The following is a 15,120-nucleotide window of genomic DNA, read 5'->3' as shown; positions in this document are numbered from 1 at the left end:
CTATTTTAGCACATTTGAGAAATAAAGTATAAATACCTTTGCACTTTTGTTGTGGCGGGGAAAAGATTTCGGTAAAATGTAACAGAAACGTAAAAGAAGAAAGAGTCTCGGTTAATGTGAACCTTGGTGAACGAAAAAAATGAGGTGGAAAACGTGGAATATAAGCGAATTAAGCCAAAAAAAATATACGAAGAAGTAGCCGAAACGCTTCTTGAGAATATAAAAGAAGGCAGCTTGAAGCCTGGAGACCGTTTGGATTCAGTGCAGCAGCTGGCGGAAAACTTTCAGGTAGGACGCTCAGCTATTCGTGAAGCTCTTAGCGCTTTGCGGGCGATGGGGCTTCTGGAGATGAAGCAAGGAGAAGGCACATTTGTACGCGAATTTAACTCAGATATGCTGTCTTTGCCTGTAACTAGCGCTGTATTAATGAATAAAAACGATATTGAGCATTTGCTTGAAGTGAGAAAAGTATTAGAAATTGGAGCTGTTCGAGCGGCAGCTCAAAAGAGAACGGATGCGGACCTTAAACAACTGTCTAATAGTCTGGAACAAATGAAAGGAGCGTTTGGCAATGAAGAACTGGGAGAGAAAGCAGATTTTGCTTTTCATTTAGCCATTGCCAAAGCCTCACAAAACCCTCTTTTAGTGAAGCTTATGAATAACGTATCAGAAATGATGATTGAAACGATGAAAGAGACAAGACGCATCTGGCTTTATGCAGAAGAGAAAACGGCTGAACGGATTTATAAAGAGCATCAGCAAATTTATGAAGCTATTCTTTCTCAGCATGCAGAAGATGCTCAGCATTTTATGATGAGTCACCTTGATAATGTTGAACATGTACTAATGAAATACATACCGGAAGAAAAATAACGCCATTTCAGGCAGAAAAGTGCGCTCTAAACAACAGAAAAACTAAAATTCAAGCACCTTCCGATAATTTATGCTTGCTCTATTGTGAAAAGATTTACATAATAGAAACTAGGATTGTCAAATGGAGGGTTACAAAGTATGAAAAAGCAATATAGAGATGATAGTCTAGCTTTGCATACAGATCTATACGAGCTGAATATGGCGCATACGTATTTTCAAGACCAGATTCATAAACGTCGTTCTGTATTTGAAGCTTACTTTCGTCGGATGCCGTTTGAAAGCGGTTATGCGGTGTTTGCCGGGCTAGAAAGAGTAATTGATTTTATTGCTAATTTCAGATTTAGCGAAACGGACTTAGATTATTTATATGAAGAATTACATTATGAAGCGGAGTTTATCGACTATCTAAAACAGGTTCGATTTAGCGGTAATATTCGTTCGGTCGTAGAAGGCGAAATGATTTTTGCTAATGAACCGATGCTGCAAATTGACGCTCCTTTAGCAGAAGCGCAGCTTATTGAAACGCCGCTTTTAAATATTTTAAATTTCCATCCGCTGATTGCCACAAAAGCATCGCGTATTCGCTTAGCCGCGGGAGAAGATAATTTATATGAACATACGGGTACAAATCAGCTTATGGAATTTGGTTCAAGAAGAGCACATGAGCTGGATGCTGCTTTTTACGGGGCAAGAGCTGCTTATATTGGAGGCTTTGACGCAACCAGTAATGTAAGAGCGGGAAAAGTGTTTGGAATTCCCGTGTCCGGCACTCACGCCCACGCGCTTGTTCAAGTCTATCGTGATGAATATAGTGCGTTTAAAAAATATGCCGAATCACACCGTAACTGTATCTTTTTAGTAGATACATATAATACGTTAAAATCAGGTATTCCAAATGCTATTAAAGTAGCAAAAGAAATGGGAGAACAAATTAATTTTATCGGTATTCGATTAGACAGCGGAAGACTTCCATATCTTTCTCAAGAGGCAAGAAAAATGCTTGATGAAGCGGGCTATCATGATGTGAAAATTTTCGCTTCGAATGACCTTGATGAGTACAGCATTCTAGATTTGAAAGCGCAAGGTGCCAAAATTGATGGATGGGGAGTTGGAACAAAGCTCATGACGTCCTTTGATCAGCCAGCGCTAGGAGCGGTGTACAAGCTGGTTTCGATTGAAGATGATCATGGAAACATGGTGGATACGATTAAGCTGTCAGAAAACCCGGAGAAAATTTCAACTCCTGGTCTAAAAGAAGTATATCGAATTGTAAATCAAGTGAATCACAAATGGGAAGGCGATTATATTACGATGCAAGACGAAGTTCCGAATGAAGAGCAGCATTTAAAAATGTTTCATCCTATTCATACGCACGTCAGCAAGTTTGTCACGAACTTTAACGCACGTAAAATTCACCAGCCAATCTTTGCACAGGGAAAGCTTGTGTATGAGCAGCCTACCATTGAAGAAATGAGAGCCTACTGCTTACAAAACTTAAAGCATCTATGGGATGACTACAAAGTTATTACAAAATCGAACGAAGATGTATTTCGTCCTACAGAGTATCCAGTAGACTTAAGTACAAACTGCTGGGATAACAAAATGCAAAATATCGAAGAGACTAGAAGCAAGTTACTATCTGATACCGTACTTGTGTAGATTCCGTCGGCTAGTAATGAGAGGAGAGTTTTTTTATGAAAGAGCTACAAAAGCAAATTATTGAAGAAATGCATGTGCAAAAAGAAATTAATCCCGCGGAAGAAATTCGCCGCAGCGTTGATTTTCTGAAATCCTACATGAACAAATATCCTTTTTTACGTTCGTTTGTACTAGGTATTTCCGGCGGCCAAGATTCTACGTTAACTGGAAAGCTGGCGCAGCTAGCGGTTAATGAGTTGAATGAAGAAGCCGAAGAAGAGCGCTATCAGTTTATTGCTGTTCGTCTTCCATACGGTGTGCAGGCAGATGAAGCAGACTGTCAAGATGCACTTGCTTTTATTCAACCAACAAAATCTATTTCTATTAATGTAAAACCAGCAGTAGATGCGATGCTTTCTGCTGTTGAAGAAGCGGCAGATGATAAAGTTTCCGACTTCAACAAAGGAAATGTAAAAGCACGTGAACGAATGATTGCGCAATATACGGTAGCAGGCATGTACAGTGGAGTCGTACTTGGAACGGATCACTCCGCTGAAGCTGTTACAGGATTTTATACAAAATTTGGTGACGGAGGAGCTGACTTAGTGCCTATCTTCCGTCTAAACAAGCGACAAGGGAAACAAATGCTAAAAGAATTAGGCTGTCCCGAGCATCTATATATGAAAAAACCAACGGCTGATTTGGAAGAAGATCGTCCACAGCTTCCGGATGAAGAAGCGCTTGGCGTAACGTATGAGCAAATCGACGATTATTTAGAAGGCAAAGATGTAGGTGAACATGCAAGTAACGTCATTGAAGGTCACTTCTTAAAAACGCAGCATAAACGCCAATTGCCAATCACAGTGTTTGATGATTTTTGGAAATAAATAAGTAAGAAGCTGAGACAAACGTAGTTTAGTTGAAGGAAGATCCGAACGGTTTTGATTCTTGATGGAGAATCAAATTCGTTCGGATTTTTTTAATAATAGGGCAAACGTAGGTTTCACGTGTCTCAATTTCTTATTATTTTGTGGGAAAAATATCAAACAAAGAAATGTATTTTTGAAAAACTAGTGAAATTAGAAAAACATAGGAGTATAATAGCATTAAGTCATCTGATGACCTGTTAACTAAAAGAAGTAAAATGATCAGCTTGGAGGGAGCAAATGATGAAAGTATCTTTATTTGCCACATGTTTGATTGATATGTTTCAAACAAATGTAGGAAAAGCGACGGTAGAATTGTTAGAACGATTAGGATGCGAAGTGGATTTTCCAAAGAGTCAAGTATGCTGCGGGCAGCCTGCGTATAACAGCGGTTACGTAAAAGAATCAAAAGAAGCAATGAAAAACATGATAAAAGCGTTTGAGCATGCAGAGTACGTTGTATCTCCATCAGGCTCGTGTGTGACAATGTTTAAAGAGTATCCTCATCTTTTTAAAGGTGATGCTGCATGGCATGAGTCTGCCGTGAAGCTTGCTGATAAAACGTATGAGCTAACGGATTTTATTGTAAACGTTTTAAAAGTAGAAGACGTGGGAGCCAGCTTAAATGGGAAAGCCACTTATCATTCTTCCTGTCATATGACGCGTTTGCTAAACGTAAAAAAAGAACCTTTTACACTATTAAACAATGTAAAGGGTCTTGAAATGGAGAATCTTGAAAACAGTCATAACTGCTGCGGATTTGGCGGGACGTTTTCGGTTAAGATGGGGCAAATCTCTGAACAAATGGTCGATGAAAAAGTGGGCTGTATAGCTAAAACAAACGCGGAGTACTTAATTGGAGCTGACTGCGGCTGTCTTATGAATATTGGAGGAAGAATTGAACGAAAAGGACAGCCTGTAAAAGTGATGCATATCGCTGAAGTGTTAAATAGCAGAATGTAAAGAAAGGAGAATACCGAATGTCTATGAAAATAGGAAACGATCAGTTTAAAAAACGCGTCGATGACGGAGTCAATAATGCGTTTATGCGCTTTGCGGTTTCAGGTGCTCAAGAGCGCTTAAGAAGCCGTAGATTAGATGCGGCGGAAGAATTAGGGAACTGGGAAGAATGGAGAGCGCTTGGCGAAGAAATTCGTCAGCATACGCTTGAAAATTTAGATTACTATTTAGAGCAGCTCACGGATAATGTAGCTAAACGCGGAGGCCACGTTTTTTTCGCTCAAACAGCTGAAGAAGCGAATGAGTACATAAAAAATGTAGCGAGGCAAAAGCAGGCAAAGAAAGTCGTTAAATCCAAGTCAATGGTTACAGAAGAAATTCATATGAACGCTGCTTTAGAAGAACTGGGCTGTGAAGTTATTGAAACGGATTTAGGAGAATATATCCTGCAAGTAGATGATCACGATCCGCCTTCTCATATCGTAGCTCCTGCACTTCATAAAAATAAAGAACAAATTAGAGATGTATTTCAGGAAAAGCTTTCTTATAAAAAAACGGAAAAACCTGAAGAACTAGCTCTTCACGCCCGGGAAATGCTGCGAAAAGAATTTTTATCAGCTGATATTGGCATCACGGGATGTAATTTTGCGATTGCAGAATCTGGGTCTATTTCACTTGTAACCAATGAAGGAAATGCAAGGTTAACAACTGCCCTTCCTAAAACGCAAATTACGGTTATGGGAATGGAACGAATTGTGCCAACGTTTGAAGAGTTTGAAGTGTTGGTAAGCCTGTTAACTAGAAGTGCAGTAGGTCAGCGGCTTACAAGTTACGTAACAGCGCTTACAGGACCTAGACTTCCAGGAGAAGTAGACGGACCGGAAGAGTTTCACCTAGTGATTGTAGATAACGGACGATCTGCGATTTTAGGAACTGAGTTTCAATCTGTTTTACAGTGTATTCGCTGTGCGGCATGTGTGAATGTATGTCCCGTGTATCGCCATATTGGAGGGCATTCATATGGATCTATTTATTCAGGTCCGATTGGAGCTGTATTATCCCCTTTGCTTGGAGGCTATGAAGATTACAAAGAGCTTCCATATGCTTCAACTCTATGCGCAGCCTGTACGGATGCCTGTCCGGTCAAAATTCCGCTGCATGAGCTATTACACAAGCATCGTCAGCGAATTGTCGAAAAAGAAGGAAAAGCACCTATTTCGGAAAAGCTGGCGATGAAAGCATTTGGCTTGGGAGCAGCTTCTTCTTCTCTATATACAGTGGGCGCTAAAGTAGCACCGGCAGCTCTTACTCCTTTTATGTCAGGAAGCAGTATTTCAAAAGGACCTGGTCCATTAAAAGCGTGGACGGAAAGCAGAGAGTTTCCGGCGCCTACAAAAGAGCGCTTACGAGATTGGTTTGATAAAAGGAGTGATGATGATGAACGGAAGCATTCAAAATAGAGACAGTTTTTTAGATAATATTGCAGCTAATCTTAAGCGAAGCAGGCGAACAAGCGGCGTAGTAAAGCCCCAATGGAAGCATGCTCCTCAGCATGAGGTCTACCGCAGCTATTCGCCGGATCAACTAAAGAAAGAGCTTGAAAACCATTGCGAACGCACTCATACTCGCTATGTAGAAACATCATCACAACACTTGCCAGCTGCGCTTGAAGAAGCCGTAGCGAACTATGGAAATGGTCTTGTGAGCACGTGGGATGATCCTAGGTTTTCCGAATATGGATTGAATCTGCTGATGGAGAAATGGGAAACAAGCAGTAGCCTTCATGTATGGAATTCTGCAAAAGGCGATGAGAATATTAAACTAGCTGAACAAGCAAATGTAGGCATCACATTCAGTGATTTGACGCTAGCGGAATCCGGCACAGTTGTTTTGTTCAGCAGCGGTGCAAAAGGACGATCGGTCAGTTTGCTGCCGGCCACTTATATTGCGATCATTCCTCAAAGCTCCATTGTCCCTCGCATGACACAAGCTGCTGAAATGATTCATGAAAAAGTAGAGCGAGGAGAAACGATTGCTTCTTGCATTAACTTTATTACGGGACCGAGCAATTCAGCTGATATTGAAATGAATCTAGTCGTTGGCGTGCATGGACCTATTCAAGCCACTTATATTGTAGTGAATGATCGATAGAGGCTGGGGAAAACGTATTTTAGCCGAAGTGAAAAACGAACCGTGAATCAAACATGTTGATTCACGGTTCGTTTTCTTTGTTATGTTGAGCATAGGTTTCATTTTGTTATGTCCCAGCCTCTTTTATTCATGCTCCTTTTTTAAATAACGGGAGAATGTGAAGAAATGTCGCATTTTGAATAAACGTGACTAATTTTAAAAAGGTAAAAAGCAAATCTTGTAGAATACTAAGTCTATAGATAAAAGGTGGGGAAATGGGAAGTGCAAAAGAAAGGAGCAATGAGCATGTCACCACACAGAGAATTAACATCTGAAGCTGCGCAAAAGCAGCAAGGTGAATTAGAGCAGCTACGAGCTATTTTTAATGACGTATTAGATGCCATTGTCGTATTTGATGAGTATTTTCAAGTTATAAATGCCAATGAATCAGCCTGCGGGCTGTTTGAAAAAACAAAGGATGAGCTATTAACGTATCAAATGAAAGATTTTCTCATGTATTTTCCGTATGACATGATTGAAGCGTACTATCCAGCGCTTTTAGAAGAAAGCTATTTCAAATATGAAGGCGCGATGACGCTTCAAAGCGGCATGATGAAACATGTTGAATTTACTTCACACAAACATAGTCACATGTCGGGCATTATTGTGTGTACATTTCGAGATATTACACAGCACAAGGTGATGGAAAACGAACGGTTTATTAGTCATCATATGTTTATGGATGTATTTAATGAAGCGGTAGATGGAATTGTTATTTTTGATCGAACTGGTCAGCTTATCGACGCGAACCCTTCATTTTGCGAGCGATTAAATTATACAAGAGCACAGCTTTTAACCAAAACGTTAGAGGAGCTTGTAGAACCTACTTATCATTATAAAGTGAAAAAATTATGGAGAACTCTGCATCAAGAAGGAAAGACAAGCGGCGAGCTGCCGATTAAGCTCGAAAATGGAGACGTTACTTTTTTTGAATTTACCACAACGGCTAATATATACAGTCAATACTATATGTCCATTATGAGAGACGTGACGGAAAAACGGCTGATGGAGCAGCAGCTGTTGAGAAGCGAAAAAAATTTCAGGGCTATTTTTGAAAATGCGATTGAAGCCATTTTGATTTGGAAAGACGATGGGGAAATCTTAAACGCTAATCTTGCTTCGTCCCGTACTTTCGAGCTGCCGTTGAACAAATTGATTGGAAGTAATTTGTATACGTTTATCGATAAGCAAAGCTTTAGTGCATTAAAAATGCTGCAAACATTTCAAAAAGAAGGAGAAATTCGCAATCAGCTTCCTTTTTACATGCCAAATGGAGAAATCAAACAGTTGGAATTCACAGGGAAAAAAGGCATTATAGAAGGAGACCATTTAACCATTTTTCGAAACATTAGTGAACGTACAAAAATCGAACAAGAGCTTCGGAATAACGAAGAGAAATTCAGACAGATTTTTAATGGTTCGATCGATGGGTTAGTTTTATGGGACGGCAAGCGAAATATTATTGATGTGAATTCTTCTCTTTGTGATATTCTCGAACTCAGCAAAGAGGAGATTTGTGCGCATTCCATGGAGGATTTTATTTCTTCAGCGAATTTAGATGCGGTCATTGAGCATAAAGAAACAATTGAGCAAAAAGGGGAAGCTGAAGGAGAGATTACGTACGTTACGGGGAACGAAAAAGTTAAAAACATCGAATTCTCTACGAAAAAAGATATCTTGCCAGGTCTATATATGACGCTTTTAAGAGACGTAACGGAACGAAATCAAATGCAGGAGCAGATTCGGAAATCGGATACCCTTCAAGTAGTCGGACAGTTAGCAGCTGGGATTGCGCATGAAATCCGCAACCCGATGACGGCTTTAAAAGGGTTTGTTCAGCTGCTAGAAAGCAGCATTCAAGAAGATCACTCTCTTTATTTTGATATTATTAAATCCGAATTAAAAAGAATCGAAACCATTATTACAGAGTTTCTAGTACTCGCTAAGCCACAGGCCGTAAAGTTCGAAAAGAAAAATCTAGCTGCGGTTGTTAAAGAAACGATTGATTTATTAAATGCTCAAGCGCTTTTAGAAAATATTCAGTTTGAACTAAGTGTGTCCCCTCAGCTGCCAATGGTATACTGCGAGCCGAACCAAATTAAACAAGTACTAATAAATGTAATTAAAAACGCAATTGAAGTTACGTCAAACGGGGGAAGAATTTTTGTTGAGGTCTATTCTACAGAGCCGCACTACGTGACGGTCTCCATTCGAGATCAAGGAGACGGAATGCCCGAAGAGCGCATCAAGCGCTTAGGAGAACCATTTTATACGACAAAAGAAAAAGGAACGGGGCTCGGTTTGATGGTCTCATATAAAATTATCGAAGAACATAAAGGGCGAATTGAAGTGGAAAGCAAAATAGGAGAAGGAACAGCTTTTCGTGTTATTCTTCCAGCCTAAACAGAAAGGATAAGCGAGTATGTACTATGGAGAAATGAACTTATTTTCTGATTTGAAAATTTATATTGTAGCCTCGGAAAAAGGGGTTCAACATATTTGGTTTGATAGCGATGATCACAACGAGCAGCTTAAAAAACTTGTCCATGACGAGAATTATCACCTTGTGAAAGAAGCGAAGCGGCAGCTTCAGGATTATGCTGAAGGGCGCACGCTAACATTTGATGTGCCTTTGGATATAAAAGGAACAGACTTTCAAAAAGAAGTGTGGTTAACGCTTAAAGGTATACCTTATGGACAAACGTGGTCTTATAGTGATGTAGCGGAGTCTGTTAATCGCTCTAAAGCCGTAAGGGCTGTGGGACAAGCGAATCGTCGAAATCCACTGCCTATTATTTTACCTTGTCACCGTGTTATTGGTAAAAATGGAGCTTTAACAGGTTATGCAGGTTCCCAAACTCATATAAAAGAAAAACTATTAATGCTTGAAAGAAATGTAGCAAAAGGCGCTCTGGAGTTAAAATAACTATTCACCGTCTAATTTCCAGCCTTCTCCCTGCACAAAAACACCGTCAATTTGCTGAGGAGAAGGGAGGGAATTTAGTTCTTCATCTTTGGATAAATCGAATAGCTGATATTGCTGCTTGCGATTCAACGCTTTGTTTTTATCCGTTTTTTGCTCTGCACTCATTTTTACTCCTCCTTATTCAAAAAGAATCCCCTATAATATATGTAGAAAAATCAGAGAGTACTGTTACAATTGTGTTACAAATGCAGCCAAAAAGCGCTGTTTAATAAAAAAGGTTGAGACATAACAAAATCAATGTCATCTAAAGATGAACAACTCGTATAGATGAACTGAACCGCTTGTGACACCGCAGTTGATTTCCGTGCAAGACTTCGCTTTCCGCGGGCGGCCGCTGAGCCTCCTCGTCGCTTGCGCTCCTGCGGGGTCTCACCCCTTCCGTTTTCCCCGCAGGAGTCTTCGCCTTGCCCTCCAATCAACTGCTAGAGGGAACGAAACAGATAAAACGATATTTACCATCACAAAAAAACGAACCACTAATCAACATGTTGATTAGTGGTTCGTTTTGCAGTGGGGCTAAAATACTTTTGTCCCAGCCTCTTGTTATTGAGCAGATTGCAGCAAAACTTTTTGAATGGATTCAAAAGACGGGGAATGGATAACTCCATGCTCTGTAATAATGGCCGTAATCAGTTCGCTTGGCGTCACATCAAAAGCTGGATTGTACACAGAGATTCCGTCTGGAGCAATTTGCGTATCTCCAATGTGCGTTACTTCTTTAGGTGAACGTTCTTCAATAGGGATGCTGCTTCCGTCTTGAATAGATAAATCAAATGTGGACTGCGGCGCTGCTACGTAAAATGGAATACCGAATGCTTTCGCTAAAAGAGCAAGTCCATACGTTCCAATTTTGTTAGCCGTATCGCCATTTGCTGCAATGCGGTCAGCACCTACAATGATCCCATTAATTCCTTTTGTTTTAATGGTATGAGCAGCCATATTATCCGTAATCAGCGTAACGTCTACTCCCGACTGCTGAAGTTCCCATGCTGTTAAGCGAGAACCTTGAAGAACGGGTCTTGTTTCACAAGCAAATACTTCAAGCGGAATATCGCGCTGCTTAGACAAGTGAAAAGGTGCTAATGCTGTTCCATAATAAGCTGTAGCAATTGAACCAGCATTACATATTGTCATGATTTTATCTTTCTTTTTAAATAAAGAAAGGGCATGATCTCCAATTCGGTAGCACGTTTCTTCATCTTCTACTTGAATTTGAATCGCTTCATGAACAACTTTTGTTTTAGCTTCATTAACGGACGAAGCGGATTCAGCGCTTTTCGCTACGCGGTCCAATGCCCAAAATAAATTGACGGCAGTCGGGCGTGAACTAGCTAAATACTGTTGATCTAGAGCTAGCTTTTTGTTAAATTCCTTGACTGAATCCGTGTCATAGCTAAGCGCAGAAAGAGCAAGACCAAAAGCCGCCGTAATGCCAATTGCAGGGGCTCCGCGTACTTTCAAGGTAGTGATAGCATCCCATACGTCTTTAATGGTTTGCAGCTTAATATATTCAACTTTGCCAGGAAGCTGCTGCTGATCTAATAAAGTAATATATGATTCATTCCATTCCACTGAGCGCGGAAGTGATAGTGTATTTGTCATGCTGATACCGATCCTTTCATTGTGTACATTATTCGTTATCGAAGTAAATGTTCAAATTCATTTGGTGAAACGTCTTGTTGGTGCAGAAGTAAATAGCGTCCAATTTTTAACGCAGTACGTTTAGCGTTAATTTTTCTTTCCTCTGAAGAAATTTCGTCTAAGTCCGCCACGTGAGCTAAGCCAATCGTACGTCGAATGATTTCACACCCTGCATATCCAACAGCATCTTGCCACGTTTGCGTTAAAATTTCATGTAACAAGCGCTCATCTTTAGCGAAAGGTTCAGTGTTTTCAGAATGCCAAAGCGCAGTAAAGGTATCTTTAAATACGTTCCATGTGTTCGTAATGTGTGCAAATAACGGTTCGCGATCTGTTTTTCGAGAAAGAGCATTTAAAAATAAATTTGCAACAAATTGGCCTAAATCGAATCCAAACGGACCGTAAAAAGCAAACTCTGGATCAATCACTTTCGTTTCTTGACTGCTAGCAAATATGCTTCCTGTATGTAAATCACCGTGAATTAGCGTTTGGGCATTTGTTAAAAATTTATATTTTAATTTTGCTGCTTGTAACTTTACATCTCCATCGTTCCACAATTCTTCTACATCAGGACGCAGCGCTTTTTCAAATTCATTTGTATCGATATCAAAAAAAGGATCTGTAAAAACTAAATCTTCCGTAATATTGCATAAGTCCGGATTGCTGTACTTGACGACTTCTTCTTTTTTATCCTGAGGCTTTAAGGCAAAATCCGACGTTTTGAACGCAATATGTCCTAGAAAAGAACCGATATGCTGTGAAAGCAGGGGATAACTTTCTCCTTGAATAAGTCCGGCGCGGGAAATCGTTAAATGAGACAGATCTTCCATGACCGTAACAGCAAGCGTTTCATCGTGGTAATACACAGCTGGTACGAGTTCAGGGGTAAATGCACCGAATTGCTTGAGCGCATTGCTTTCAATCGTGGCACGGTTCAAGGATAGAGGCCAGCTCTCGCCTACAACTTTTGCATAAGGAAGTGCTTGTTTGACGATAATGGATTTATTCGTTTGATCATTTATGATGTGAAAGACGAGATTTAAGTTGCCATCACCGATTTCACGGGCAGTCAGTGCTTCTGTGGCATCAAAGAGACCTAGCTTTTTCACAAGTTTGATTGCTGAAATTTCTGTTAAAGGCTGATACTTCTCTGTTTTTGTTGTTGACATTAGAATCCCTCCATAGTTTATTAAACTGATTTGTTTACTAAGTTAATAGGTTTAAGAATGTATGGAGGCTTTTATAATTTTAGAAAATATAAAAGCCTCTTTCGTTGGAAAGAGGCTTGATTGTAGTGTTCAAACCTCTTATCTGCCAGAAAGAATTACTTTCTGTTGGAATTAGCACCGTGCCTTTGTAAAAACATGTTTTACGGGTGTGATCCATCTTAGGATGGAATGACGGTCGGTTGCTGGGCTTCACAGGGCCAAATCCCTCAGCCAACTCTTGATAAGAGTACGATTACTTATTCAATTTTGATTTGTTTGAAAATTTTATGTTATCTGGTGAAAATCGTATCATGCAAAAAAACGGCTGTCAATACATAATTAATAAAATTCTGTGCGGCGATCTGTAAAGACAGGAATTTGTTTACGAATTTCTTTTACAAGTTCCAGGTTAACGTCGGCACTTAAAAGTTCTTCGCTATCGCCAGCTTCAGCGATTATTTCTCCCCACGGATCGATGACTAAGGAATGTCCGGCAAATGTGTTATTAGGATCTTGGCCTACACGATTACACGCGATTACATAGCATTGATTTTCGATTGCGCGGCTAATGAGCAGTGCTTTCCAATGGGCAAGTCTTGGAGCCGGCCACTGAGCAACAACAAATAAGACTTCTGCTCCGCTGCTAGTATGCACGCGAATCCATTCTGGAAAACGAATATCGTAACAAATAACTCCTGCGCATAAAGACTGTTCAAGTGTAAAAAGATTTTTTGCTGTTCCTGCTTCTAGATAGAGGTGCTCATCCATTAATTTAAATAAGTGCAGCTTACTGTATTGTGATACTTCACGACCTTTTCGGTCAAAAATATACATCGTATTTGTGACGCCTTGCTCTGTTTTTTTCGCGATCGAACCTGCCACAATATTTACTTCGTTCGTTTTAGCAAATTGAGAGATTAATTGCTTGGCTTGCTGTCCTTCATCATCGGCAATTTCGTCTAGCCGCGTCAAATCATAAGCTGTATCCCATAGCTCAGGAAGCACAAGGATGTCAGGGTTTTCTTTTAGAGCTTCCGTCATTTTTTGTTGAATATATTTTCGGTTTTTAGTTGGGTTTCCAAACGCAATATCAAGCTGCAAACACGTGATTTTTACACTCACTTTATCATCCGTCCTTTTTTTAGTAGTTGAAAAAAATGACTTTACAAGTTGAGTATTACAATATATTATTTGTGACTAGAATTTCAAGAATTTTTTGAGAAGGTGTGCGATGATGAAACAATTTGAGCAATCGGAACTATTAAAAAGTTTACCAAAACAATTTTTTGCATCACTTGTGGGCAAGGTAGGAAAAGTAATGGCCCAAGGGCACGACGTTATTAACTTAGGGCAGGGAAATCCTGATCAGCCTACTCCTTCACATATTGTAGAAACACTCCAAAAAGCAAGTGCTAATCCTATGCATCATAAATATTCTCCATTTCGGGGGCACCAGTTTTTAAAAGAGGCCGTTGCGACTTTTTATAAACGAGAATATGGCGTTGATGTGGATCCTGAAAAAGAAGTAGCTATTTTATTTGGCGGAAAGGGTGGACTTGTTGAAATCCCGCAGTGCTTGTTAAATCCTGGAGATACGGTGCTGGTTCCGGATCCTGGATATCCTGATTACTGGTCTGGAGTAGAGCTTGCAAAAGCAAAGATGGAAGTGATGCCGCTCACGGCTGAAAATCATTTTCTGCCCGTATACGAAGAGATAGGTGAACGTGCTAAAGAACAGGCAAAGCTCATGTTTTTAAACTATCCGAATAATCCTACCGGTGCAGTGGCAACGGCAGAATTTTTTGAAGACACCGTGGCGTTTGCTGCCAAGCACGATATTTGTGTGGTACACGACTTTGCCTACGGAGCCATTGGATTTGATGGTAAAAAGCCAATCAGCTTTTTACAGACTCCTGGTGCAAAAGAGACGGGAATTGAAATTTATACTCTTTCTAAAACGTATAACATGGCGGGATGGCGAGTTGGATTTGCTGTAGGAAATGAAAGTGTAGTAGAAGCTATTAATCTTCTTCAAGATCATATGTATGTCAGCCTCTTTGGGGCGGTTCAAGAGGCAGCAGCGGCAGCTCTGTTAGAATCTCAACAATGTGTGAATGATTTAGTTAAGCGCTATGAATCTAGACGCAATACCTTTATTCAAGGGCTTCAAGAAATTGGTTGGGACGTTACATCTCCAGCGGGTTCCTTTTTTGCATGGCTAAAAGTTCCTAAAGGATATACTTCTGAACAATTTTCAGATTTACTTCTTGAAAAAGCCCACGTTGTAGTGGCACCTGGAGTAGGCTTCGGAACATATGGTGAAGGCTATGTGCGCGTAGGACTGCTGACGGATGAAGAGCGCATGAGAGAAGCTGTATCTCGAATAAAAAAATTAAATTTATTTTAAAAACGCATTGACAATCCTTTTTGAGTTGGCTTAATATGTAAGAAGTTAACGAGATTAATAACCGATAAATCCTAGCGGTATTTTTTATTTAGTATATAATCTACGAATTCAATTTAAATAAATAGCAACTTTCTTATTAAGAGTAGGTGGAGGGACTAGCCCGATGAAGCCCGGCAACCGACTTAACGCATGTTAAGCACGGTGCTAATTCTTGCAGCAGCAGCTGAGAGATAAGAAGAGCAACGAAAGCCTCTTCTTAATCACAGAAGAGGTTTTTTTTATTAACGATAT

General features: G+C 40.0%; 14 protein-coding genes and 2 riboswitches. Of the genes, 9 read left to right on the top strand and 5 right to left on the bottom strand.

The features are described from left to right. The first annotated feature begins 153 nt into the window (after positions 1 to 153). The 8 genes from ACRPLY_RS15370 (at position 154) to ACRPLY_RS15335 (ending at position 9,513) form a co-directional block, all read left to right on the top strand. Positions 154 to 873, top strand: coding sequence for a FadR/GntR family transcriptional regulator (locus tag ACRPLY_RS15370; RefSeq protein ID WP_028414180.1), 720 nt, complete (start codon positions 154 to 156; stop codon positions 871 to 873). Positions 874 to 1,011: 138 nt separating this feature from the next. Continuing rightward, positions 1,012 to 2,532, top strand: coding sequence for a nicotinate phosphoribosyltransferase (locus tag ACRPLY_RS15365; protein WP_154973303.1), 1,521 nt, complete (start codon positions 1,012 to 1,014; stop codon positions 2,530 to 2,532). A gap of 35 nt (positions 2,533 to 2,567) precedes the next feature. Continuing rightward, complete coding sequence (nadE, locus tag ACRPLY_RS15360) at positions 2,568 to 3,398, top strand: ammonia-dependent NAD(+) synthetase (RefSeq protein ID WP_028414178.1); 831 nt, start codon at positions 2,568 to 2,570, stop codon at positions 3,396 to 3,398. A 282-nt stretch (positions 3,399 to 3,680) separates the two neighbouring features. Further along, complete coding sequence (locus tag ACRPLY_RS15355) at positions 3,681 to 4,400, top strand: (Fe-S)-binding protein (RefSeq protein WP_028414177.1); 720 nt, start codon at positions 3,681 to 3,683, stop codon at positions 4,398 to 4,400. A 17-nt stretch (positions 4,401 to 4,417) separates the two neighbouring features. Continuing rightward, positions 4,418 to 5,857 carry a LutB/LldF family L-lactate oxidation iron-sulfur protein gene (locus tag ACRPLY_RS15350; protein ID WP_028414176.1) on the top strand — a complete coding sequence of 480 codons (1,440 nt, stop codon included), beginning with the start codon at positions 4,418 to 4,420 and terminating at the stop codon, positions 5,855 to 5,857. Then, positions 5,835 to 6,548 carry a LutC/YkgG family protein gene (locus ACRPLY_RS15345; RefSeq protein ID WP_289578820.1) on the top strand — a complete coding sequence of 238 codons (714 nt, stop codon included), beginning with the start codon at positions 5,835 to 5,837 and terminating at the stop codon, positions 6,546 to 6,548. The genes ACRPLY_RS15350 and ACRPLY_RS15345 overlap by 23 nt, the downstream gene beginning before the upstream one ends. 285 nt (positions 6,549 to 6,833) lie before the next feature. Further along, entirely contained in the window at positions 6,834 to 8,990 is a 2,157-nt protein-coding gene (locus tag ACRPLY_RS15340) for a PAS domain S-box protein (RefSeq protein WP_231099213.1), read from the top strand. Positions 8,991 to 9,009: 19 nt separating this feature from the next. Beyond that, positions 9,010 to 9,513, top strand: a complete 504-nt coding sequence (locus tag ACRPLY_RS15335) for a methylated-DNA--[protein]-cysteine S-methyltransferase (protein ID WP_028414173.1) — start codon at positions 9,010 to 9,012, stop codon at positions 9,511 to 9,513. Here the strand turns inward: ACRPLY_RS15335 and ACRPLY_RS15330 are convergent, their stop codons facing one another. The 5 genes from ACRPLY_RS15330 to ACRPLY_RS15310 form a co-directional block, all read right to left on the bottom strand. Beyond that, entirely contained in the window at positions 9,514 to 9,678 is a 165-nt protein-coding gene (locus tag ACRPLY_RS15330; RefSeq protein ID WP_014461081.1) for a hypothetical protein, read from the bottom strand. A gap of 74 nt (positions 9,679 to 9,752) precedes the next feature. Further along, positions 9,753 to 9,992, bottom strand: coding sequence for a hypothetical protein (locus ACRPLY_RS15325; protein ID WP_289578821.1), 240 nt, complete (start codon positions 9,990 to 9,992; stop codon positions 9,753 to 9,755). Between the two features lie 124 nt (positions 9,993 to 10,116). Further along, positions 10,117 to 11,175 (bottom strand): S-methyl-5-thioribose-1-phosphate isomerase, encoded by a 1,059-nt coding sequence (gene mtnA, locus ACRPLY_RS15320; RefSeq protein WP_028414172.1) that lies wholly within the window; start codon positions 11,173 to 11,175, stop codon positions 10,117 to 10,119. 35 nt (positions 11,176 to 11,210) lie between these two features. Continuing rightward, positions 11,211 to 12,383 (bottom strand): S-methyl-5-thioribose kinase, encoded by a 1,173-nt coding sequence (gene mtnK / locus ACRPLY_RS15315; RefSeq protein WP_432231936.1) that lies wholly within the window; start codon positions 12,381 to 12,383, stop codon positions 11,211 to 11,213. 135 nt (positions 12,384 to 12,518) lie between these two features. Further along, positions 12,519 to 12,670, bottom strand: a riboswitch (SAM riboswitch). A gap of 91 nt (positions 12,671 to 12,761) precedes the next feature. Further along, the gene (locus ACRPLY_RS15310; protein WP_028414170.1) at positions 12,762 to 13,544 is read right to left on the bottom strand and encodes a carbon-nitrogen family hydrolase; all 783 of its coding nucleotides are present in this window, start codon (positions 13,542 to 13,544) and stop codon (positions 12,762 to 12,764) included. A 112-nt stretch (positions 13,545 to 13,656) separates the two neighbouring features. Between ACRPLY_RS15310 and ACRPLY_RS15305 the strand changes: the two genes are divergently transcribed. Then, entirely contained in the window at positions 13,657 to 14,829 is a 1,173-nt protein-coding gene (locus ACRPLY_RS15305; RefSeq protein WP_028414169.1) for a pyridoxal phosphate-dependent aminotransferase, read from the top strand. Positions 14,830 to 14,959: 130 nt separating this feature from the next. Then, positions 14,960 to 15,066, top strand: a riboswitch (SAM riboswitch). Positions 15,067 to 15,120 lie beyond the last annotated feature (54 nt).

The sequence above is a fragment of the Priestia sp. TGN 0903 genome, from assembly GCF_050846855.1.
Taxonomy (GTDB): Bacteria; Bacillota; Bacilli; order Bacillales; family Bacillaceae_H; genus Priestia; species Priestia zanthoxyli.
The sequence above is the reverse complement of the archived record's forward strand: the minus strand, read 5'-3'. Positions and strand labels throughout refer to the sequence as shown.

Excerpts from the sequence above, each read along its gene's own strand:
- ACRPLY_RS15365 (WP_154973303.1), top strand. The coding sequence starts at position 1,012 with ATGAAAAAGCAATATAGAGATGATAGTCTAGCTTTGCATACAGATCTA.
- nadE (WP_028414178.1), top strand. The coding sequence starts at position 2,568 with ATGAAAGAGCTACAAAAGCAAATTATTGAAGAAATGCATGTGCAAAAA.
- ACRPLY_RS15355 (WP_028414177.1), top strand. The coding sequence starts at position 3,681 with ATGAAAGTATCTTTATTTGCCACATGTTTGATTGATATGTTTCAAACA.
- ACRPLY_RS15350 (WP_028414176.1), top strand. The coding sequence starts at position 4,418 with ATGTCTATGAAAATAGGAAACGATCAGTTTAAAAAACGCGTCGATGAC.
- ACRPLY_RS15345 (WP_289578820.1), top strand. The coding sequence starts at position 5,835 with ATGAACGGAAGCATTCAAAATAGAGACAGTTTTTTAGATAATATTGCA.
- ACRPLY_RS15340 (WP_231099213.1), top strand. The coding sequence starts at position 6,834 with ATGTCACCACACAGAGAATTAACATCTGAAGCTGCGCAAAAGCAGCAA.
- ACRPLY_RS15335 (WP_028414173.1), top strand. The coding sequence starts at position 9,010 with ATGTACTATGGAGAAATGAACTTATTTTCTGATTTGAAAATTTATATT.
- ACRPLY_RS15330 (WP_014461081.1), bottom strand. The coding sequence starts at position 9,678 with ATGAGTGCAGAGCAAAAAACGGATAAAAACAAAGCGTTGAATCGCAAG.
- mtnA (WP_028414172.1), bottom strand. The coding sequence starts at position 11,175 with ATGACAAATACACTATCACTTCCGCGCTCAGTGGAATGGAATGAATCA.
- mtnK (WP_432231936.1), bottom strand. The coding sequence starts at position 12,383 with ATGTCAACAACAAAAACAGAGAAGTATCAGCCTTTAACAGAAATTTCA.
- ACRPLY_RS15305 (WP_028414169.1), top strand. The coding sequence starts at position 13,657 with ATGAAACAATTTGAGCAATCGGAACTATTAAAAAGTTTACCAAAACAA.